Origin of the sequence: Mesorhizobium sp. LNHC232B00 (assembly GCF_000502435.1) — a bacterium.
GTDB lineage: Bacteria > Pseudomonadota > Alphaproteobacteria > Rhizobiales > Rhizobiaceae > Mesorhizobium > Mesorhizobium opportunistum.
This window is the reverse complement of sequence record NZ_AYWP01000010.1, coordinates 220,418-240,813: the sequence shown is the minus strand read 5'-3', so window position 1 is coordinate 240,813 and position 20,396 is coordinate 220,418. Positions and strand designations below refer to the sequence as shown.

General features: G+C 62.8%; 17 protein-coding genes, 1 other RNA gene and 1 pseudogene. 4 read left to right on the top strand and 15 right to left on the bottom strand.

Features of this window, described 5'->3' with window-relative positions; translation table 11 throughout:
• Positions 1-51: 51 nt before the first annotated feature.
• The 3 genes from X743_RS153645 to ssrS form a co-directional block, all read right to left on the bottom strand.
• Positions 52-876, bottom strand: a complete 825-nt coding sequence (locus X743_RS153645; RefSeq protein WP_023766104.1) for a YmdB family metallophosphoesterase — start codon at positions 874-876, stop codon at positions 52-54.
• 70 nt (positions 877-946) lie between these two features.
• Complete coding sequence (locus X743_RS153650) at positions 947-1,534, bottom strand: 5-formyltetrahydrofolate cyclo-ligase (protein WP_023766103.1); 588 nt, start codon at positions 1,532-1,534, stop codon at positions 947-949.
• Between the two features lie 95 nt (positions 1,535-1,629).
• A non-coding RNA gene (gene ssrS / locus X743_RS1000000170690) (6S RNA) lies at positions 1,630-1,785 on the bottom strand.
• 146 nt (positions 1,786-1,931) lie between these two features.
• Here ssrS and X743_RS153655 point away from each other — a divergent pair.
• The 4 genes from X743_RS153655 to msrB all read left to right on the top strand — a co-directional run bounded on the left by X743_RS153655 (position 1,932) and on the right by msrB (position 4,993).
• Positions 1,932-2,771, top strand: coding sequence for a MoxR family ATPase (locus X743_RS153655; RefSeq protein ID WP_023766102.1), 840 nt, complete (start codon positions 1,932-1,934; stop codon positions 2,769-2,771).
• A gap of 78 nt (positions 2,772-2,849) precedes the next feature.
• Positions 2,850-3,296 (top strand): GNAT family N-acetyltransferase, encoded by a 447-nt coding sequence (locus X743_RS153660; protein WP_023766101.1) that lies wholly within the window; start codon positions 2,850-2,852, stop codon positions 3,294-3,296.
• 6 nt (positions 3,297-3,302) lie between these two features.
• Positions 3,303-4,493, top strand: coding sequence for a VWA domain-containing protein (locus X743_RS153665; protein WP_023766100.1), 1,191 nt, complete (start codon positions 3,303-3,305; stop codon positions 4,491-4,493).
• Between the two features lie 95 nt (positions 4,494-4,588).
• Entirely contained in the window at positions 4,589-4,993 is a 405-nt protein-coding gene (gene msrB, locus X743_RS153670; protein WP_013892492.1) for a peptide-methionine (R)-S-oxide reductase MsrB, read from the top strand.
• Positions 4,994-5,057: 64 nt separating this feature from the next.
• On the opposite strand, the gene X743_RS153675 is transcribed toward msrB, so the two are convergent.
• The 12 genes and pseudogenes from X743_RS153675 to X743_RS01000000168985 form a co-directional block, all read right to left on the bottom strand.
• A complete protein-coding gene (locus tag X743_RS153675) occupies positions 5,058-5,351 on the bottom strand; it encodes a hypothetical protein (RefSeq protein ID WP_023766099.1) in 294 nt (97 codons plus the stop codon).
• Positions 5,352-5,792: a hypothetical protein gene (locus tag X743_RS153680; RefSeq protein ID WP_023766098.1), complete on the bottom strand. Its 441-nt coding sequence runs from the start codon at positions 5,790-5,792 to the stop codon at positions 5,352-5,354.
• Between the two features lie 564 nt (positions 5,793-6,356).
• On the bottom strand, positions 6,357-9,815 hold the full coding sequence (gene pyc / locus X743_RS153685) for a pyruvate carboxylase (protein ID WP_023766096.1): 3,459 nt from the start codon (positions 9,813-9,815) through the stop codon (positions 6,357-6,359).
• A 295-nt stretch (positions 9,816-10,110) separates the two neighbouring features.
• Positions 10,111-11,229, bottom strand: coding sequence for a branched-chain amino acid ABC transporter substrate-binding protein (locus X743_RS153690; protein WP_023766095.1), 1,119 nt, complete (start codon positions 11,227-11,229; stop codon positions 10,111-10,113).
• 137 nt (positions 11,230-11,366) lie between these two features.
• Positions 11,367-11,714, bottom strand: a complete 348-nt coding sequence (locus X743_RS153695) for a DUF6867 family protein (RefSeq protein ID WP_013892487.1) — start codon at positions 11,712-11,714, stop codon at positions 11,367-11,369.
• Positions 11,715-11,819: 105 nt separating this feature from the next.
• On the bottom strand, positions 11,820-12,548 hold the full coding sequence (locus tag X743_RS153700) for an ABC transporter ATP-binding protein (protein WP_023766094.1): 729 nt from the start codon (positions 12,546-12,548) through the stop codon (positions 11,820-11,822).
• Positions 12,548-14,173, bottom strand: coding sequence for an ATP-binding cassette domain-containing protein (locus tag X743_RS153705; protein WP_023766093.1), 1,626 nt, complete (start codon positions 14,171-14,173; stop codon positions 12,548-12,550). The genes X743_RS153700 and X743_RS153705 overlap by 1 nt, the downstream gene beginning before the upstream one ends.
• Positions 14,173-15,768, bottom strand: a complete 1,596-nt coding sequence (gene livM / locus X743_RS153710; RefSeq protein ID WP_023766092.1) for a high-affinity branched-chain amino acid ABC transporter permease LivM — start codon at positions 15,766-15,768, stop codon at positions 14,173-14,175. Before livM ends, X743_RS153705 begins: the two co-directional genes overlap by 1 nt.
• 4 nt (positions 15,769-15,772) lie before the next feature.
• Positions 15,773-16,675 (bottom strand): branched-chain amino acid ABC transporter permease, encoded by a 903-nt coding sequence (locus X743_RS153715; RefSeq protein ID WP_023766091.1) that lies wholly within the window; start codon positions 16,673-16,675, stop codon positions 15,773-15,775.
• Between the two features lie 334 nt (positions 16,676-17,009).
• Entirely contained in the window at positions 17,010-18,011 is a 1,002-nt protein-coding gene (locus tag X743_RS153720) for a 4-hydroxyproline epimerase (RefSeq protein ID WP_023766090.1), read from the bottom strand.
• 30 nt (positions 18,012-18,041) lie between these two features.
• Positions 18,042-19,292: an FAD-binding oxidoreductase gene (locus tag X743_RS153725; RefSeq protein ID WP_023766089.1), complete on the bottom strand. Its 1,251-nt coding sequence runs from the start codon at positions 19,290-19,292 to the stop codon at positions 18,042-18,044.
• Between the two features lie 62 nt (positions 19,293-19,354).
• Positions 19,355-20,319, bottom strand: a pseudogene (locus tag X743_RS01000000168985) (dihydrodipicolinate synthase family protein).
• Between the last annotated feature and the right edge of the window lie 77 nt (positions 20,320-20,396).

Here is a 20,396-nt window from a genome sequence, read left to right as displayed (position 1 = left end):
ATCTAGAGCAGTGTCGCCGGCAGTTAGGTACTGCGATCCCCCATATCAATGTCACGACCAGAAGGACGGAGCCGTTTCTTCCAGGCGCGGCCCGCGACGAAACGGCGCGATCTTCTCGGTCAGTCCCGTACGGTCGGAAATGGTGACGCCGACGCCGCACAATGTCGCCGGTCCGTTCGCCGCCTCGAACCGGCCTTTCGGCACTTTCGACAGGAACCGGTTGAGCGGCTCCTCCTTGTCCATGCCGAGCGAGGAATCATAGTCGCCGCACATGCCGGCGTCGGACAAGTAACCGGTGCCGCCATTGAGGATCTGGTGGTCGGCGGTCGGCTGGTGGGTGTGGGTACCGACGACGAGGCTGGCGCGGCCATCGACGAAATGCGCGAAGCACATCTTCTCCGAGGTTGCCTCGGCGTGGAAGTCGATCACCACGGCATCCGCCTGCTCGCCGAGCGGACAGGCGGCAAGCTCGCGTTCACCGGCCTGGAACGGATCGTCGAGCTCGGGATGCATGAACACCCGGCCCATGATGTTGGCGACCAGCACGCGCGCGCCGCTCCTGGCCATGTAGACGCCGGAACCGCGCCCGGGCGTGCCCTTGGGGAAGTTGGATGGCCGCAGGAAGCGTTCCTCGCGTGGCGCGAAGGCCAGCGCATCGCGCTGGTCCCAGACATGGTTGCCGGTGGTGACGACATCGGCGCCGGCGGCGATGGTCTCGCGGAATATCTCCTCGGTGATGCCGAAACCGCCGGCGGCATTCTCGCCATTGACGATGACGAAATCGAGTTTGAAGTCCGAGATCAGGCCGGGCAGTTGTTCCCAAACCGCCGTGCGTCCCGTCTTGCCTACCATGTCACCGAGGAAGAGAAGTCTCATATGATCCCGCACCGAAAGTCAGCGAAGCAAAAGCTGCATGACGCCAGTGAAAGATCATGCGTCCATTTATCTACAATTTTGGCGTGAAGCGGCGCAACCCGGTCTCGGTGAGTATTTCCGGGATGATGATGTCGTGGGGTTCGTCCGGAACCTGCGGAACTTCCTGGCAGTCGAAGGCGATGCCGATCAGCCGGGGCGCATGGCCCTTGTCGACCAGTCTGGCGATGGCGCGATCGTAATAGCCGGCGCCATAGCCGATGCGATGGCCGCGCGCGTCGAAAGCGGCGAGCGGCACCAGCATCACCGAGGGGTCGAGCACCTCGGCCTCGTGGTGCGGGCCGACCGTGCCAAAACCCATCTCGACCATCGGCGCACCGCGCACCAGTTCGCGAAAGACGATGGTGGTCTTGTCGAGAATGGCGGGCAGGCAGAGCCTTGCCCCCTTTTCGCGCAGGGCGAACATCAGCGGCCGCACATCGACCTCCGAACGCATCGGCCAGAAGCCCGACACGATCTGGCCGGGTTCGATGGCGAGCTGGTCGCGCGCCGTCTCGGCCATCTCGAGCGCAACTTCCACACGCCAGAATTCATCAAGCGCATCGCGGCGGTCGAGAGCCTCGAGCCGCAGCTGTTTTTTCAGGTCTTTGAGAGATGTCATGCCGCGACGATAGAAAAGGTCAAATCTGGATGAAGTTTTAGGAGCGACGTTTTCTACCGCGTCATCCACCGGAATGCGCGGACATGGGCAAGAAGTGACGATCCACACAACCGGTGGAGAGAGCGATCCCGGGAACCTACAAAGTAGGTGGGCGCCGTGTGAGAAAACCCACGGGTCTTCCCAGGGACAGCTCCCTAAGGATCGTTAAGGCCCCGGGGAAAATGTTCTCCTGCCGGGAAGCGCAGACCGTCCCGCCCAATATAGGCCGCCGGTCGGCCAAGCGCCAGAGAATTGGCGTTCTTTCCCCGCGGGTCTCGCACAGTCGTCACGGACACCCCACCCTTGCGCGGGCCGAGCCGCCTCCTTACGATCGCCTGGAATGAACCAAGGAGCAGAAATGCGTTTCGAAGGCACGGAGGCCTATGTCGCCGACAAGGATCTGATGGTGGCGGTCAACGCGGCGATCGCGCTGGAGCGGCCCTTGCTGGTCAAGGGCGAGCCCGGCACCGGCAAGACCGAACTCGCCCGCCAGGTGGCGGCGGCACTCGGCCTCGACCTCATCGAATGGCACGTCAAATCGACGACGCGGGCCCAGCAAGGTCTTTACGAGTATGATGCCGTGTCGCGGCTGCGCGACAGCCAGCTCGGCGATACCAGGTTCAACGACATCAAGAACTACATCAAGCGCGGCAAGCTCTGGCAAGCCTTCGCCGCCGGCAAGAAGGTCGTGCTCCTGATCGACGAGATCGACAAGGCCGACATCGAGTTTCCCAACGACCTCCTGCAGGAGCTCGATCGGATGGAGTTCTTCGTCTACGAGACCGGCGAGACCATCCGCGCCGCAATCCGTCCCATTGTCATCATCACCTCCAACAACGAGAAGGAGCTGCCGGACGCCTTCCTGCGCCGCTGCTTCTTCCACTACATCCGCTTTCCCGACGTCGAGACGCTGCACAGGATTGTCGACGTCCACTATCCCGGCATCAAGCACGATCTGGTGCGCGCGGCGCTCACCCGATTCTACGAGATCCGCGAAGTGCCGGGGCTGAAGAAGAAGCCGTCGACCTCCGAGGCGCTCGACTGGATCCGCCTGCTGGTCGCCGACGATATCGCGCCGGAGGATTTGCGCGCCGACCCGAAGAACGCGCTGCCCAAGCTGCACGACGCATTGCTGAAGAACGAGCAGGACGTTCATCTTTTCGAGCGGCTGGCCTTCTTGGCGCGCAGGCAGGGTTAGCGCTTTCCCCGGCTGTGGACCGTTGCCGTTAGCCGAACAGGTGGGCAGCTTCGACCTGACCCCTTCGGAGGAAACGAAATGACCGAGATCACCGTCCGCCCGCTTGCCCAATCCGACCATGCCGACTGGCGGCGGCTGTGGACCGACTACCTGACCTTCTACGAGACCAAGCTGCCGGAAGAGGTCTACGCCATCACCTGGAAGCGGCTATTCACTCCGGGTGAATTCGAGCCGAAAGGCTTCATCGCCACACTGGACGGCAAAGCGGTCGGTCTCACGCACTACCTGTACCACCGCTCCGGCTGGTCGGAGAAAAACAACTGCTATCTGCAGGATTTGTTCGCCGACCCGGACGTCCGCGGCAAGGGCATCGGTGCGGCACTGATTGAAGCGGTGAAGCAGGAAGCCGGCAAGATCGGCGTCAAGAATATCTACTGGATGACGCACGAGACCAACACCACCGCACGCAAGCTTTACGACCACGTCGCCCGCCGCACGGGCTTCATCGAGTACGATTTGCTATAATCGGCCATGTTCATCCCCTTCTTCCTCGAACTGAAAGCCGCGCGCGTTCCCGTCTCGCTCAGGGAATATCTGTCGCTGCTGGAGGGTCTGGAAGCCGGGCTGGTCGACTACGACGTCGAAGGTTTTTACTACCTCGCCCGCGCCGCTTTGGTGAAGGACGAGCGCCATATCGATCGCTTCGACCAGGTGTTCGCGCATATCTTCAAGGGCATCGAGGCGCTGGGCGGATCGGATGCGGTGGATGTCGCCAATATTCCCGAGGAATGGCTGCGCCGGCTTGCCGAAAAGCACCTGACCGAGGAAGAGAAAAGACTGGTCGAGGCGCTCGGCGGTTTCGACAAGCTGATGGAGACCTTGAAACAGCGGCTCGAGGAGCAGAAGGGCCGCCACCAGGGCGGTTCGAAATGGATCGGCACCGGCGGCACCTCGCCCTTCGGCGCCTATGGCTACAATCCCGAAGGCGTGCGCATCGGACAGCATGAAAGCCGCAATCGCCGCGCGGTGAAGGTGTGGGACAAGCGTGAATTCCGGAATTTCGACGATGCCGTCGAACTCGGCACCCGCAACATCAAGATCGCGCTGAAGCGGCTGCGCCGCTGGGTGCGCGAAGGCGCCGAGGAGGAATTCGACCTGCCCGGCACCATCCATGCCACCGCCGAGCACGGCTATCTCGACGTCCAGACCCGGCCCGAGCGGCGTAACGCCGTGAAGCTTTTGATGTTCTTCGATGTCGGCGGCTCGATGGACGATCACATCAAAAGTGTCGAGGAGCTGTTTTCGGCCGCCCGCGCCGAATTTCGCCAGCTCGAATATTTCTATTTCCACAACTGCCTCTACGAGGGCGTGTGGAAGGACAACCGGCGCCGCCATGCCGAAACGGTCCCGACCTTCGACCTCATCCACAAATACGGGCCGGACTACAAGGTGATCGTCGTCGGCGACGCCTCGATGAGCCCTTACGAGATCGCCCATCCCGGCGGCTCGGTCGAGCACTGGAACCCGGAAGCCGGCGCTGTCTGGCTCGGCCGTCTGCTGCAGCAGTGGCCGAATGCGGTGTGGCTCAATCCGGAGAGCGAGAAGAACTGGGGCTTTACGCATTCCATCGCGATGATCCGCGACATCTTCGGCGGCCGCATGTTTCCGCTGACGCTGGCCGGGCTGGAAGGCGCCACGAAACAGCTTTCAAGGAAGCAGTGAGTGCGCCAGAACTGGCCATGCCGGTAACAAACGCCTATCTTCAGGCGAATATGAGGTTGCAACCAATAACGAGCCGCCAAGGCTGAGGAGATCACATGGACACCCACACCTATCCCGTCACCCGCACCGACGCCGAATGGCGCGCCCGGCTGACGCCGGAGCAATATGCGGTCATGCGCGGCCACGGCACCGAGCGTCCGGGAAGCTGCGCCTTGCTCTACGAAAAGCGCGCCGGCACCTTTTCCTGCGTCGGCTGCGACCAGCCGCTGTTTGAATCCAAGCTGAAGTTCGAGAGTGGCACCGGCTGGCCGAGTTTCAACGACCCGGTGCCAGGTTCGGTCGAGAACACCATCGACCGCAGCTACGGCATGGTTCGCACCGAATGCCACTGCGCCCGCTGCGGCAGCCATCTCGGCCACGTCTTCGAGGACGGCCCGCCGCCGACCGGCCTGCGCTACTGCATCAACGGCGTGGCGCTGAAATTCGAACCGGCCGCCTGAACGGCAGCCTATAGCTCCGGAAAGGGCGGCCTGGGCCGCCCTTTTTCATGCCTGGTGCCGTTCTTCAGACGACCACGGTGGCAATAAGCCAGAGTGCGGAGCCCAGCAGCATTAGCGACGCCTTGGCGCCGCTCTCGGCCGTCCGCCACACGGCCGAGGTCAGGAAGATGTTGTAGGGGACCGGCGCGAAATGCACCGCCAGAACCAGCCACAGCGGCAGCTTGAGGCCGAGCAGGACCAGCGCCAGCGCCGAAGACGCCATATTGATCAATGTCCCGACGAGCAGCATGTCGCGCCAGAACAGCCGGTCGAGCGGCACCTGGCCAAGCCAGCGCGAACGGAAGAAATCCGCGATCACCTACCCCTGCCCCAGCACTTCGATAACAGCCTGCTCGACACGTGAACATTCCGTCACCAGCCAGTCGGTCATCGCCGGCCAGTTGTCCTCGGCATAGCAGTTCACCCGCCACATCGAATTGATGCCTAGGCCCTCGCAACTTTGCTCCGGCCTGAGCTTCAGCCTGTCTTCGATCGCCGGCTGGAACGGCTTCAGCCGCGACCGGCTTTGCGTGGCGCCGAACTTCTCGTTGCGGCCGAAGAAGACGCCGACATGGTTCTGCGCGGGCGCGACATACATGGACAGGACCAGGGCAAAATCGGGCAATCCGCGCTGCCAGAACCAGGGTCCACGCCGCGCCAACCGCGCCCTTTCTTCCGGATGCCGTTCAGCGAACAGCGACCAGAAGCCGCGATGGCGAAATTCCGAGGCGCGACGGCCGCCAAAGTCGAATTCGCTCATGGTTCGATGCCGCTCCAGCACCACCCAGGTTTAGATCGTTGCCGAGCCCTTAGCGGCTGTTTCGAAATTCGTCTGGCGAGTCATATGGTGTGGTTTCGAGAACCGGAGCGGAGCGGACATTGGTCCGTGAGCACCGGAAACGCAGAAAACGCCATCAGATGGCCGCCAGAGTAGAATTTCCAAACAGTCTCTACACCATGCCGAGCGCGGCCATATACAGATCGAGGATGGCNCTTTCCCTACACGACGCTCTTCCGATCTGCCCTTGGCCTCGGCGAACACTTCCTTGATGTCGTCGGCGATCGTCTTCTTTTCTTCCTCGAGCCGCTCGATGCGCTCAATGAGGGCACGCAGCTGGCCGGCGGCAACAGTCTGGCTGGTCTCGGTGATATCGTCGGCCATGTTTTTCTCCAAAAAATCGGTTCTCCGCCGCGACTCGGGGACCGTGCCACGGCGAATTTCAGCGGTTCGATGCCCGACCGGGGGCACGGGGTCAAGCGGTTATCGAACAGCGCGCCAAGGGCTGCCAACAGAAGCCGACAGCCTGCCCGCTTGAGTGAGCCTTCAGGCGAAGGCGATCAGCAAATCCTTGGCATCGATCTGGTCGCCGGCCTTGACCAGAACCTCGGCGACCGTGCCGTCGCGCTCGGCATGCAGTGCCGTCTCCATCTTCATGGCCTCGATGGAGAGCAGCACGTCGCCGGCCTTCACAGCCTGGCCGGCGGCGACCGCAAGCGCGGAAACCACGCCCGGCATCGGTGCGCCGACATGCGCCTCGTTACCGGGTTCGGCCTTGCGGCGCGCCTTGGCGGCGGAGGCGCCATGCGCCCGGTCCGGCACCTTGACTCGACGGGGCTGGCCGTTGAGCTCGAAGAACACGGTGACCATGCCCTTGTCGTCGACATCGCCGATGGCCAGGCACCGTATCACCAGCGTCTTGCCCTTCTCGATGTCGACGAAGATCTCGTCTTCCGATTTCATGCCGTAGAAATAGGTCGGCGTCGGCAGGACGCTGACCGGGCCGTAGGCTTCCTGCGCCGCGGCGAAGTCGGAAAACACCTTCGGATACATCAGCCACGAGGCGAACTCGTATTCCGAGAGTTTGCGCTCGAGCTTCTCCTCGATCTCCTTGCGGCTGGCCTTGAGATCGGCGGGCTTCAGCAGCGAGCCGGGCCGCGCCGTGATCGGCTTGTCGCCCTTCAGCGCCTTTTTCTGCAGCGCTTGCGGCCAGCCGCCCGGCGACTGGCCGAGATCGCCGCGCAGCATCGAGACGACCGAGTCCGGGAAGGCGATGTCCCTGGCCGGGTTCTCGACATCGGCGACCGTCAGATCCTGGCTCACCATCATCAGCGCCATGTCGCCGACAACCTTGGACGACGGTGTCACCTTGACGATGTCGCCGAACATCAGGTTGACGTCGTGATAAGTCTGCGCCACCTCGTGCCAGCGCGTCTCCAGCCCAAGCGAGCGCGCCTGTTCCTTGAGGTTGGTGAACTGTCCGCCCGGCATTTCGTGCAGGTAGACTTCCGAGGCCGGTCCTTTCAGGTCGCTTTCGAAGGCTGCATACTGGTTGCGCACCGCTTCCCAGTAGAACGAGATCTTGCGGATCCATTGCGGGTCGAGGCTCGGATCGCGCTCGGTACCCTTCAGCGCCTCGACGATCGAGCCCAGGCAAGGCTGCGACGTATTGCCGGAGAAGGCATCCATCGCCGCGTCGACGGCGTCGACGCCGCTCTCCACCGCCGCCAGCACCGTCGCCGCCGACAGGCCCGACGTGTCGTGGGTGTGGAAATGGATCGGCAGGTCGGTCGCCTCGCGCAGCGCCTTGAACAGCACGCGGGCAGCGCTCGGCTTCAGCAGGCCGGCCATGTCCTTGACCGCGATGATGTGGGCGCCGGCGGCCTGCAATTCCCTGGCCAGCCCGACATAGTATTTCAGGTCGTACTTGGCCCGCGCCGGATCGAGAATATCGCCGGTGTAGCACATCGCCGCTTCGATCAGCTTGCCCTCGGCACCAACCGCGTCCATGGCGACGCGCATGTTCTCGACCCAGTTCAGGCAATCGAAGACACGGAACAGGTCGATGCCGCCGGCAGCCGCCTGCTTGACGAAATGCTGCACGACATTGTCGGGATAGTTGGTGTAGCCGACGCCATTGGCGCCGCGCAGCAGCATCTGCAGCAACAGGTTGGGCGCTGCCTCGCGCACCAGCGACAGCCGCTCCCACGGGTCCTCTGTGAGGAAGCGCATCGCCACGTCGAAGGTCGCGCCGCCCCAGCATTCGAGCGACAAAAGCTGCGGCAGGGCGCGCGCATAGGTGCCGGCGATGCCGGCAATGTCATGCGTGCGCATGCGGGTCGCCAGCAGCGACTGATGGCCGTCGCGCATCGTCGTATCGGTGACCAGAACTTCCTTCTGCTCGCGCATCCAGGCGGCGAACTTTTCCGGGCCGAGCACATCGAGCTTCTGCTTGCTGCCGGCGGGCACGTTGCCGTTGAGATAGGGCACCACGGGCGGCGCCGCATCGGCCTTCGGCATCGGCCGGCCGCGCGTCTCGGGATGGCCGTTGACGCTGACGTCCGCCAGGTAGTTGACGAGCTTGGTCGCCCGGTCCTGACGCTTGACCTGCTGGAACAGCTCCGGCGTCGTGTCGATGAACTTGGTCGTATAGGAATTGTCGGCGAAGCTCGGGTGATTGATGATCGCTTCGAGGAAGGTGAGGTTGGTGGCGACGCCCCGGATGCGGAACTCGCGCAAGGCGCGGTTCATGCGCGCGATGGTCTCGGCCGGCGTCGGCGCCCACGCCGTCACCTTCTCCAGCAGCGGATCGTAGAAGCGGGTGATGACCGCGCCGGAATAGGCGGTGCCGCCATCAAGGCGGATGCCGAAGCCGGTGGCGCCGCGATAGGCGGTGATGCGACCGTAATCCGGGATGAAATTATGCTCGGGATCCTCGGTGGTGATGCGGCACTGCAAGGCGTGGCCGTTCAGCCTGATGTCCCTCTGCGCCGGCACGCCCGATTCCGGCGTGCCGATGGCGAAGCCGTCGAGAATATGGATCTGGGCTTTGACGATATCGATGCCGGTCACCATCTCGGTGACAGTATGTTCGACCTGGATGCGCGGGTTGACCTCAATGAAATAGAACTTGCCGGTATCGGCATCCTGCAGGAACTCGACGGTGCCGGCGCCGATGTAGCTGGTTTCGCGCGCGATCTTCAGCGCGTGGCCGCAAAGCTCCTCGCGCTGCGACATTTCGAGATAGGGCGCGGGCGCACGCTCGACGACTTTCTGGTTGCGGCGCTGGATCGAGCAGTCGCGCTCGAAGAGGTGCACGGCGTTGCCGTGGGTGTCGCCAAGTACCTGCACCTCGACATGGCGGGCGCGTTCGATCAGCTTTTCGAGATAGACCTCGTCCTTGCCGAAGGCGGCTTTCGCCTCGCGCTTGCCTTCCGTGACTTCGCGGACGAGATCGGCCTCGGCGCGGATGGCGCGCATGCCGCGTCCGCCGCCGCCCCAAGAGGCCTTCAGCATCACCGGATAGCCGATCTCCTTGGCCAGTTTCTTGACCGCGTCCATGTCGTCGGGCAGCGGATCGGTGGCGGGGATCACCGGCACGCCGACCTCGATGGCGAGATTGCGCGCCGCAACCTTGTTGCCGAGCCGGCGCATCGTGTCCGGCTTCGGCCCGATGAAGGTGATGCCGGCCTGCGCGCAGGCCTCGGCGAATTCGGGGCTCTCCGACAGAAGCCCGTAACCCGGGTGGATCGCATCGGCGCCCGAAAGCCTGGCGACGCGGATCACTTCCTCGATCGACAGATAGCTCTCGATCGGCCCCATGTCCTTGGCGAGATGCGGGCCGCGCCCGACCTGGTAGCTCTCGTCGGCCTTGAAGCGGTGCAGCGAATATTTGTCTTCCTCGGCCCAGATCGCCACGGTTTTGAGGCCCAGCTCGTTGGCCGCGCGAAAGACGCGGATGGCGATTTCTGACCGGTTGGCGACGAGGATCTTCGTGATGGCCAAGGACTGGGCTCCAGCAGCGGAAGGGAAGAGAAACCGGCGCCATGATTAGCGTGAAAATGCTGCAGTGCAAACAAAATCAACGCGCATTTAAACCGATTTAAATCAATTATCCGGCCAACACTCGCACGCATTCGCTCGAACGGACGGAACAAGGGCGACAATTTCGATCCTGGATGCGATCTCTCCGGCCCAAGGGGAGCCGGCGAAGAAGGGTCATCGACCACAGGAATGCGCCCAAAGAAAATGCCCGGCGCGTGGCGCCGGGCATCATTGGTCTCAGATCTGTCTGAGCGGATTACGACTTCGGGAACCAGGAATATTTTCCGTCGTCCTTCTTCTTCCACTCGTACATGATGTAGCCCGGCAGCTTCGGGTCGCCCTTGGCGTCATAGGCAAGATCGCCCAGGACGGTCGGGAACGGACCATTTTCATGCATCGCCTTGGCAACGGCCTGCGGGTCGTTCGTCTTGGCGGCAGCGGCCGCCTCGGCGACCACCTGCACGGCGGCGTAGGCGTAGAGCGTGTAAGCTTCCGGCTCGAAGCCCTGCGCGCGGAACTTCTCGACGAGCTCCTTGTTGGCCGGGATCAGGCGTGGGTCGGGGCCGAACGTGTTGAGCGTACCGGCAACGGCGTCGCCCGCGATCGCCGCAAGCTCGTCCGTCACGATGCCGTCGCCCGACATCATCGGAGCCTTGAGGCCCTGATCCGCGGACTGGCGGATGATCAGGCCGGCTTCGGTATGCAGGCCGCCCCAGTAGATCAGGGTGACGCCGGCTTCCTTCATCTTGGCGATCAGCGCCGAGAAGTCCTTGTCGCCGACATTGATACCTTCATACATGACTTCCTTGACGCCAGCGGCATTCATTGCCTTCTTGGTTTCGTCGGCAAGGCCCTGGCCATAAGGGGTCTTGTCATGAATGACGGCGACCTTGGCATCCTTGAAATTCGCGGCGATGTAGGCGCCGGCGATGGCGCCCTGCTGGTCGTCGCGTCCGCAGGTGCGGAACACGTTCCACAGGCCGCGCTCGGTGAACTTCGGGTTGGTCGCGGCCGGCGTGATTTCGACGATGTTGTTTTCGGCGTAGACTTCCGAGGCCGGGATCGAGACGCCCGAGTTGAAGTGGCCGATCACGAACTTGACGCCGTCGCCGACGAACTTGTTGGCGACCGAGATGCCCTGCTTCGGATCGGAGACGTCGTCACCGATTTCGAGCTTGATCTGCTCGCCATTGATGCCGCCCTTGGCATTGATCGCAGCGACGGCCGCCTCGGCGCCCTTCTGCAACTGTGCGCCGAAGGCCGCGTTCGGGCCGGTGATCGGACCGGCGACGGCGAACAGTACGTCAGCCCACGCATTGCCGCTGAACGCGATAAGCGCGGTCAGGGCCACGGCGGACAAAAGTGACTTTTTCATTTAAACGCTCCCATTAACGGAGTGGGCGTGGATGAAGCTTTCATGCGATGCCCACCCTTATCGCAGAAAGCATAGTTTGCCGATTTTCAGGCACTTGTCACGCCGTTTCATCCCTGACGCGGCGTTAATGATGAACGTCAACCTTTCGGTTTCCAGCTCAAAATCGAAGCTCTTTCGTACAGCCAATTATACTGTGTGACCATCTGGTTGGTTCGTGTGTATTGATAGCCGACGAAGCCCAATATCATCAGCACGATGGTGTCTACGATATAGTAATGCAGCGAGAACATCGTGCCGTCGAACAGCGCATGATGGATGAAGCGGATGCCGATGCCGAGCCCCAGCAGATAGGCGAACAGCTGGATAAAGCTGCGCCATGTCTGGGCGCTGGCCTTGCCGGTCATCCAGGCAGCCCAGCCGCCGAGCAGGCAGGTGACGAAGAAGAACTGCCAGATCGACGGTTCCTCATAGAGAATGCCTTGCATGGTGAAGTCTCCCTGGCATGATCCCGAAAAGTTGCAGACTTTCGGACAAAGATCATGTGACAAACAATTTGGAGCGGAATGCCGGATGCACATCCCGCTCCAAACTCAATGATGTCCGCCTTCGAGATAGGCGGCGCGCACTTCCGGATTGGCGAGCAGTTCCTTGCCGGTGCCGCTCATCGTCACATTGCCATTGACCATGACGTAGCCGCGCGTGGCGAGCTTGAGCGCGCCGAACGCGTTCTGCTCGACCAGGAACACAGTCAGCCCTTGCGTGCGGTTCAACTCGCGGATGGCATCGAAGATCTGCTTGACGATCAGCGGCGCCAGCCCCAGCGACGGTTCGTCGAGCAGCAGCAGCTTCGGCCGCGCCATCAGCGCTCGTCCGATCGACAGCATCTGCTGCTCGCCGCCCGACAGCGTACCGCCACGCTGGGCGATGCGCTCCTTCAGGCGGGGAAACAGCGTGAACACCTTTTCGACGTCCTCGTCGTAATGTTTGAGGTTGTCGAGGCTGGCGCCCATCTGCAGGTTTTCCATCACCGTCATGCGCGGGAAGATGCGGCGCCCCTCCGGCGATTGCGCGATGCGCATGCGTGCGATCTCGTGCGTCGGCAACTGGGTAATGTCGGTGCCGGCGAAGGTGATCGTGCCCGAGCGGGCGCGCGGCGCACCGAAGATGGTCATCATCAGCGTCGACTTGCCGGCGCCGTTGGCGCCGATCAGCGCCACGATCTCACCCTCCCTGACCGTGACGTCGACGCCGTTCAGCGCCCGGATGTTGCCGTAGTAGGTCTGCACACCCTTGATATCGAGCAGCGTTGTCCCGGCCATCACTTGCCCCCTCCGCGCTTGCCTGCGGCAGGCTTGGCAGCAGTCTTCCCGGAAGCCGCGTTTGCGGTCTTCGAAGCCACTTTTGCGGTCTTTTCTGAAGCCACGTTTGTGGTCTTCGAAGCCGCTTTTGCAGCCTTCCCGGAAGCATGGCTGGTCGCCACCCTGCCCGCATCGACGCGGCGCGAGAATTCCGTATCCTTGCCCTGGCCGAGCAGCTTGGCCTGCTTGACCCATTCCTCGCGCGCGATGCGTCCATCGAAGGCGAGATAGGCTTCGACCGCCTCGACATCGGCCTTCTTCCAGGCGCCGATCTGGTCGAAATGGAAGATGCCGTGTTCGTTGAGCTTCTTCTCGTTGACCGTACCGATGCCTTTGATGAGGGTCAGATTGTCGGCCTTGCCGCCACGTGGGGCAGCGAGGCGGTTCGAAACGCCTTCGGCCTTCGCCGCGGGCGCCTTGCCCATCGTTTTCGTCTCGGCCGTTTTCGTCGCGGCCGTTTTCTTGGCCGCCGGTTTCTTCGCTACCGTTTTCGCCGCCGGCTTGGCTGCCGGAGCCGGGTTGGCGACGATTGGCCTGCTTGCCACGCTCGCCGCGCGCGCATCGACCTGCGCCGCCTTCGAGGCGCCCTTGGACACCGTGACGCGCTCACCTTCGCTGTGGCTAACCGTGTCGCTCACCGGCCCGGCGAGATACGACGATGACGTGCCCGGCCCATGCGCGGAATCCGGACCGGTGTCGAGCTGTTCGATGACGTCCTCGTCGCCGACTTCGGTCAGCACCGTCTCGACCTCCTCGTCGTCGACGCCGAGATAGGCAGCGATGACGCGTGGATCGGTTCGCACCGACTGCGGGTTGCCGTCGGAGATTTTGCGGCCATACTCCAGCACCACGACGTGGTCGGAAATCTTCATGACCACCGACATGTCGTGCTCGATCAGCAGGATCGAGGTGCCCGATGTATTCTTGATGTCCATCAGCAGCGCATTGAGCGCCAGCGATTCCTTCGGGTTGAGACCGGCTGCCGGCTCGTCGAGGCACAGAAGCTCCGGCCCGGTGCACATGGCACGCGCGATCTCGAGCCGCCGCTGCGCGCCATAGGGCAGATCGCCGGCCGGATCGTCGGCACGGTCGACGAGGTCCGCCTTCTCCAGCCAGTGCTTGGCGAGCTCCACCGATTCGGCCGAGGCCTTGCGATAACCGCTGAAGCCGAACAGGCCAAGCACCGTATAACCGGATGCCTTCATCAGCTTGTTGTGCTGGGCAACCAAAAGGTTCTCCAGCAGCGTCATACCAGAGAACAGGCGGATGTTCTGAAAGGTGCGCGCCACCTTGGCGCGCGCCGGGATCTCGTGGTTGGGCAGCCGCTCCAGCAGGTAGCTCGAGCCGTCGGCCCGGTTGAGCGTGATCATGCCTTCCGACGGCTTGTAGAAGCCGGTGATGCAGTTGAACACGGTGGTCTTGCCGGCGCCGTTGGGACCGATCAGCGCCGTGATCTCGCCGCGCCTGGCGGTGAAGGACAGGTCGCCGATGGCGACCAGGCCGCCGAACTTCATCGACAGGTGTTCGACCTGCAGGATAGCGTCGTTCATGCCGGTGTTGGTCTTCTCGATCGGGTTCGCATTCATCAGCCGTGTCCTTCCTTGGTAAAGGACCCGGAGACCGCCCTTCGCTCTTTCAGGAAAGCCGTCGGTTCGCGACTGCCGACGAAGCCACGCGGCTTCCACAGCATGACGATGACCATGGCCATGCCGAACAAAAGCATGCGGTAGAGTTCGGGCGTGAAGTCCGGCCCGAAGATCTGCTTGAGGAAGTCGAGTTCGCGCAGCGCCTCGGTGCCGCCGATCATCACCATCGCGGCAACCGCGATGCCGACCAGCGATCCCATGCCGCCGAGCACGACGATGGCCAGGATGATGGCCGATTCCAGGAAGACGAAGGATTCCGGGCTGACGAAGCCTTGCCGCGCGGCGAAGAAAGAGCCGGCGAAGCCACCGAACATGGCACCGGTTGCAAAGGCGGTCAGTTTGGTGGTGGTGGTGTTGATGCCGAGCGAGCGGCAGGCGATCTCGTCCTCGCGCAAGGCTTCCCATGCACGGCCGACCGGCAGACGGCGCAGCCTGATGGTGACGAAGGCGGTGAGCAGGCAAAGGCCGAGGATCAGGTAGTAGAGGAAGATCTTGTAGTAGGCGCCCGATTGGGCGATGCCTAGCACCTTGGCAATGTAGTTCGGGTCTGACACGTTGAACGACATCAGGCCGAAGAAGCTGACCTTGGGAATGCCCGAAATGCCCGCTGAACCGTTGGTGACCTCACGCCAGTTGATCAGCACCAGGCGAATGATCTCGCCGAAAGCCAGCGTGACGATTGCCAGATAGTCGCCGCGCAGGCGCAGCACCGGGAAGCCGAGCAGCACGCCCCACAGCGCCGCCATGGCGCCCGCGGCCGGCAACAGGATCCAGAAAGACAGGCCGAAATGCGTGGCGAGAAGTGCATACGCATAGGCGCCAAGTGCATAGAAGGCGACGTAGCCGAGGTCGAGCAGGCCAGCGAGGCCGACGACGATGTTCAGGCCCCATGCCAGCATCACATAGATCAGGATCTGGATGCCGAAATTATCGACCCATTTCAGCGAACCCTGCATCCCGCCGACAATCGACCAGGCGTTCAGCGACAGCACCGCGATCACCAGGATCGGGTACAGCACCAACGCCGTGATGCCCAATTTGGTGAAGTTGGCGTGGATGAAGGCGCGGAAATAGTAGATCACGCAAGCCAGCACGTAGATGACCGCCACGGCGCGCAGGAATTGCAGATAGCCAGCCGGTTCTGCTCCCACCCATCCGGCGAGAGAACTGTTCAATGCAAACAGCAGCACCGCCGCGACAACGGCCGCGATAAACCACGGCAGTTGGAAGAACCGTGACGCCACGCTGGCCGGCAACAGGCCGGTGGCAACATTGGTTATCTTCTGGCTGGCCATGAACGGCTGGCCGTAGGCGACATAGAGGAAGCGTCCGACGGCCGTGGCGATGACCACGGCGGCGAGCAGGCCCCAACGCGTCGTCACGACCAGTTCATTGGACATGTTCTGGCCGGTCTTCAGCCCGATGAACAGCACGAACAGGCCAAACGAGATGGCGCCGGCATAGAACGCTTCCTTGAGGGCGCGTTGGACAGGGGTGGCGACGGTGTCGCGCTCGGGAGATACGGTGACGGCCATGATCTCAGACCTTTTCGACTTCTGGCCGGCCCAGAATGCCGGAAGGCAGGAAGATCAGCACGATCGCCAGGATCGAGAACGCCGCGACGTCCTTATAGTCGATCGAGAAATACGCCGACCACATGCTTTCGATGAAGCCGATCAGCAGCCCGCCGAGTACGGCGCCCGGCAGCGAGCCGATGCCGCCGAGCACTGCGGCCGTGAAGGCTTTCACACCAGGCGTGAAGCCGTCGGAGAAGGCAACGACCCCGTAGTACATCAGGAACAGCGTGCCGGCGACGGCGGCGAGGGCGGCGCCCATGATGAAGGTGATCGAGATGGTGCGGTCGACATCGATGCCAAGCAGCGCCGCCATCTTGCGGTCCTGTTCGCAGGCGCGCTGGGCGCGGCCAAGCGAGGTCTTGTTGACCAGATACCAGAACAGCGCCAGCAGCAGCGCGGTGACGATGACGATGATGATCTGCTTCAGCGATACGCTGACACCGTTGATGTTGTAGACCTCGGAGACCATCGGCGGGATCGGCTTGTTGCGCGGTCCTTGGGTCACCTGGACGAAGTTCGACAGTGCGATCGACATGCCGATAGCGGTGATCAGCGGCGCCAGGCGGAACGAGCCGCGCAGCGGCCTGTAGGCGACTTTCTCGATCGTCCAGTTGTAGAGGCTGGTGAGCAGCATCGCCACGATCATCATGACCAGCAGTGCGATGACCACGGGCACCGAGTAGAACAGCGCGCCGAGGATGAGGAACACGATCAGCGCCGCGAAGGCGCCCACCATGAAGATATCGCCATGGGCGAAGTTGATCATGCCGATGATGCCGTAGACCATCGTATAGCCGATCGCGATCAGCCCATAGATCGATCCCAGCGTCAGCCCGTTGATAAGCTGCTGGACAAAATACTGCATGTGTACATGGCTCCCCTGGAATGTCGCCCATGCAGACGCATTCCTTTTCGTATTTCCCCTAGTCGTAAAGTTTCGAGGCCGGATTGCAACGTGATTTTTCAATCGTGATGCGTGTTTTGGCGGCACGCCGTCCGATTGCCCGTTTTTTCGCTCCCGACCCCTGGACTATCGCGGACCCTACCATTGGCATAACGCAATGTCTTTGACGATTCGACCTCATCATGCGCCCCGCTTCGAAGAAATCGCCGTCAAAATTAGGTGATGAGAAGAATCGTTGCGTTCCTGACAGAATTCCCTTTTGCGTTTGCGCGCCTTCCCTAACGTGATGAATCGACTATTTGACGATGAACCCATGCGCGAACGGATCGCGGTCATCGATGAAGATCGTGTTCAATCCGGTCGTGCGCGCCCAGCCGCCGATCGAGGGAATGATCGCCGGCTTTCCCGCGACCGTGACCTCCTTTTCGACCTTGCCCTTGAACAGCGAGCCAATGATCGATTCATGAACGAAGCTGTCGCCGGCCTTGAGCTTGCCCTTGGCGTGAAGCTGCGCCATGCGTGCCGAGGTGCCTGTGCCGCAGGGTGAGCGGTCGATCGCCTTGTCGCCGTAGAAGACGGCGTTGCGGGCGTCGGCTCCCGCGACCGTTGGGCTGCCGGTCCACAGCATGTGCGACAGCCGGTTGATGCCTGGGTTCTCCGGATGCACGAAAGTGTATTTCTCGTTGAGCCGCTGCCGCACCACCGGGCTCCAGGCGATGAAGTCGCCGGCGGAATAGTCGGCCATGTCGCGGTAGTTCGCCTGCGGCTCGACGATGGCGTAGAAATTGCCGCCATAGGCGACATCGACGGTGATCTCGCCAAGCCCGGGACACTCGACCGTCAAACCTTCGGCATGGAGGAAGGACGGCACGTTGGTGATGCGCACCTCCTCGACATATTCGCCGACCTGTTTGTATTCGGCGATGACCAGGCCGGCCGGCGTGTCTAGCCTCAGCACGCCTGGCGTCTTCGGCTTGATCAGCTCGTGCTCGATCGCCATCGTCACCGTGCCGATGGTGCCGTGGCCGCACATCGGCAGGCAGCCGGAGGTTTCGATGAACAGGATGGCGATGTCGCAATCCTCGCGCGTGGGCGGGTAGAGGATCGAGCCGGACATCACGTCGTGACCGCGCGGCTCGAACATCAATCCGGTGCGGATCCAGTCATACTCGGCGAGGAAATGCGCGCGCCGTTCCATCATCGTCGAACCCTGCAGCAATGGCCCGCCGCCGGCGACCAGCCGCACCGGATTGCCGCAAGTGTGGCCGTCGATGCAGAAGAAGGATTTCTTGGCCATGTCGTTCCTCGAAAATCTAAACCCGAAAAATCAAAACCGTTGTGGACTGAAGGGGGCCAGATCGACAGGTGGAGTCTGCCCCAGGACGAGCCCCCGGATCAACCGCCCGGTGGCGGCCGCCTGGGTCAGGCCGAGATGGCCGTGGCCGAAGGCATAGACCACCGGCCGGCTTCCTTGCGCCTTGCCGATGACCGGCACCGAATCCGGCAGCGAGGGCCGGAATCCCATCCATTCGCGCCCGCCCGAGGGATCGAGCCCCGGCAGGAATTTCTGCGCCTTCCGCAGCAGCGCCTTCGATCTGGCATAATTGGGCGCCCGTTCGATACCGCCGAGTTCGACCGCACCGCCGACGCGCAAGCCTGTTTCCAGCGGCGTGATGACGAAGCCATGGCCGGAGAAGATCAGCATCCGCTTCACGTCGAAGGCGCTCGTCGGCAAGGTCGTGTTGTAGCCGCGCTCGGTTTCCAGCGGAATGCGGTCGCCGAGCTGTCTGGCCAGAAGGTGCGACCAGGCGCCGGCGGCGATGACGAGCTGCCTGGCGCGCCTTGTGGATCCATCGGCCAGCGTCAGCGTCGCACCATCCTGGTCCGCCGCGACACGGTCGATCCGAGCCATTTGAAAACGCGCGCCCTTGGACTGCGCATAGGCCCACACTGCCTTGCCGAGCAGCTTTGGGTCGGCGACCGTCTTCCAGCCCGGCACGAACGTGCCCTTGACGAAGCGTGCCGACAGGCCCGGCTGCAGCGTCGCAAGGTCCTCGCCCTCGACATGGCGGAAGCCGATGCCAAAACGTTCGCGCGCGACCCAGCCGGACAACCCGGCCTGAAACTCGGCTTCGCTTTCGTAAAGTTCCAGCGAGCCGTCCTCGCGCAGCATCGATCGCGTGCCGGAGCGGCCGAGCAACCCCATCCACTCCGCTTCGGCGAGCTTCATCATGCCGGCCTGGGTGGCGAGGCTCGCCTCGTATTTCTCCGGCGCGCCGGCCCGCCAGAAACGGATCAGCCAAGGCAGGAGCTTCGGCAGGTAGGCCGGCGGGATGCTGAGTGGCCCGAGCGGGTCGGCCAGCCATTTCGGCAATTGCCGGATCATGCCCTTGTGGGCCAGCGGCAGCACGTCGGAGAAGGCGAAGGCGGCGGCATTTCCGGAACTCGTCTCCTCGCAGATGCCGGTACGGTCGAAGACCGTGACGTCGCGCCCGGCCTCGGCGAGCGAGGCAGCCACGCAAATGCCGATGATGCCACCGCCGACGATGGCGATGTTGATTGCAGCATCGCTATTCATGGCTGCGTGCCGTGGTGCATGTGCCAATCCCGCCCCTTACAGCCAGCGGCGACATATCCCGCCTAGAACTGCGGCAGCGTCGGCCGCACCGCAAGCGCGTCCTTGATGATCTTTTCGACCGCCTTGCGGCGCTCGCCCCACAGCGGCTGGCGCGGCATGCGCACGCGATCATTGGTTTGGATGGCGAACACTTCGGCAAGCTTGATGTTCTGCACCAGATAGGTCGAGACGTCGAGGTCGAGCAGCGGCCGGAACCAGCGGTAGATCGAAAGCGCCTCCTCGCGGCGGCCCTGCTTCATCAGCTGGTAGATGGCGACGGTCTCGCGCGGGAAGGCGGTGACCAGGCCGGCCACCCAGCCGATGGCACCGACCGACAGCGCCTCGAAGGCCAGATTGTCGACGCCGGTGAACAGGTCGTAGCGGGTGCCCAGGCGATTGATGATCTCGGTCGAGCGGCGGATGTCGTCGGAGGATTCCTTGACGGCGACGAAGCGCTTGTCCGACGCCAGCTCCTCCATCTGGTCGACGGTGACGTCGACGCGATAGGCCAGGCGGTTGGAGTAGATCATCACCGGCAGGTCGCCGGCCTGTGCGACCGCGCGAAGGGCCGCCACCGTCTCTTCCGCATTGGTGTGGTAGATCGNGGCAGGTCGCCGGCCTGTGCGACCGCGCGAAGGGCCGCCACCGTCTCTTCCGCATTGGTGTGGTAGATCGGGCTCGGCACCACCATCAGGCCGTTGGCGCCTTCCTTGGCGGCGCGCTTTGCGATGCTGGCAGCCTCGCGGGTGCCGGCTTCGTTGACCGTCAGCAGCACGGGCTTGTCGCCTGCGACTTTCTGGGCGGTCTTCAGCACCTCGATCTTCTCGTCATGCGACAGCATCGGTCCTTCGCCGAGCGAGCCGCAAACGATGATGCCGTCGCAGCCGGCCTCCATCTGCAGGGCAAAGCAACGCTCCATCTCGGCATGGTCGAGACGATCGTCGGCGGTGAATTTGGTCGTGACGGCGGGGAAAACTCCGGTCCACATGATCATTGCTCCATCTGATATATCAGTCGTATATCTGTTAAGAAACCCGCTGTCAACACGGAATCCGTTATGATATA